Source organism: Streptomyces sp. NPDC057654 (assembly GCF_042800135.1).
GTDB lineage: Bacteria > Actinomycetota > Actinomycetes > Streptomycetales > Streptomycetaceae > Streptomyces.
Genome location: NZ_JBHVHQ010001321.1, coordinates 1 through 1547 on the forward strand (window position 1 = coordinate 1; position 1547 = coordinate 1547).

Below are 1547 nucleotides of genomic sequence, written 5' to 3' on the forward strand. Positions count from 1 at the left end.
GCCGGCCTGGGCGCTGGTCGGGTCGGCCGTCCCCCCGAGTTAGGACGGCCGCTTGTGGTGGGCTCGCCGGCTCCCGTCCGGCCTCAGCTCTCGGCCAGGATGTGGGAGAGCTCGGTGTCGAGGTCGAAGTGACGGTGTTCGGTGCCGGGCGGCACCGCGGCGTCGGTCCTCTTGAGGAACGACTCCAGGGCCCGCGCCGGGGCCTCCAGCAGGGCTTCGCCCTCCGGGGAGCTCAGCGCGATGCAGACGACGCCCTGACCGTGGCTGCGGGACGGCCAGACACGGACGTCGCCGGTGCCCGTGGGCCGGTGCAGGCCCTCGGCGAGCAGGTCGCGGGCGAAGACCCACTCGACCGTCTCTTCGGCTCCGGTGTGGAAGGTGGCGTGCACGGCATACGGATCGGCCGTGTCGTACCGCAGACCTGCGGGTACAGGGAGTGAGGACTCGCTCGACACGACGAGGCGCAGGTGCAGCTCGCAGCTGACCGTGGTGTTCATAAGCGCCAGGGCCTTTCGCTCAGTGTGCGCTCGGGGATTCGCACGTCGGCGAAATCGACATGCCACCTACGGTGCCGTTGTAAACCCCTCTGCCCGCTTTGCGGGTCTTCGGGTAGCTCGGACGGCCGTACTCATCCCGCTTGTATACCGCCGTTCTGGTGAACGTCTCGGTGCGTCGCGTTGACGTGGCGTCCACATCGCATTGACGCGGCGGTGAACTGGACCGTCCGCCGGACTGTTCATGGGCCGCCCCGGCCGTGGTCACGGCCACCGCCCGCCATGGGGTAATGTTTGCGCTGCGCAGGGGGCGATTAGCTCAGTGGGAGAGCGCTTCGTTCACACCGAAGAGGTCACTGGTTCGAACCCAGTATCGCCCACCCCCGACCGGAAGTCCGCGAGGCCCAGCCCTTGCGGACTTCCGGCTTTTTGTGTGCGCTGACGGGCATGATCCGACCCCGGACCACCGCCCTGCACCGCTACCGGTTCCGCAGCGACTGGCTCGTGGCCGCGCCCCCCGACGCCGTCTACGCGCTGCTGGCCCGCGCCGAGGAGTACCCGAGCTGGTGGCCCCAGGTCCGGGAGGTCCGCCCCCTCGACGAGCGCAGCGGCACCGCCCGCTTCCGCTCCCTCCTCCCGTACGACCTCGTCATCACCGCCCGCGAGCGGCGGCGCGACCCCGTCGGCCGGGTGCTGGAGATCGCGATGAGCGGCGACCTGTGCGGCTGGGCGCGCTGGACGGTGACCGCGCGCGGCGCCGGCGCGTGCGTCCGCTTCGAACAGGAGGTCCGGGTGTCCAAGCCGCTGATGCGCCGGCTCGCGATCCCCGGCCGCCCCGTCTTCCGCGCCAACCACGCCTGGATGATGCGCTGCGGCCGGCGCGGGCTGCGGGCACGGCTGGACGCCTCGGAGGGGAGCCCGGGGCGGCTGCCCGGAATTTGAAGTACGGCGGCCGCGGCCTGTATTGTTCGGGGCGTTCCGCAGGGGGAGACCCCGCCGGAAACTCGGGCGATTAGCTCAGTGGGAGAGCGCTTCGTTCACACCGAAGAGGTC

General features: G+C 70.9%; 2 protein-coding genes and 1 tRNA gene. 2 read left to right on the forward strand and 1 reads right to left on the reverse strand.

What is annotated here, in order from left to right:
• Positions 1–83: 83 nt before the first annotated feature.
• A complete protein-coding gene (locus ACFU99_RS43230; RefSeq protein ID WP_003959770.1) occupies positions 84–497 on the reverse strand; it encodes an SsgA family sporulation/cell division regulator in 414 nt (137 codons plus the stop codon).
• A 305-nt stretch (positions 498–802) separates the two neighbouring features.
• On the opposite strand from ACFU99_RS43230, the gene ACFU99_RS43235 reads away from it, so the two are divergent.
• Positions 803–874, forward strand: a tRNA-Val gene (locus ACFU99_RS43235).
• A gap of 67 nt (positions 875–941) precedes the next feature.
• Complete coding sequence (locus tag ACFU99_RS43240) at positions 942–1436, forward strand: SRPBCC family protein (RefSeq protein WP_384404162.1); 495 nt, start codon at positions 942–944, stop codon at positions 1434–1436.
• Positions 1437–1547: the final 111 nt, after the last annotated feature.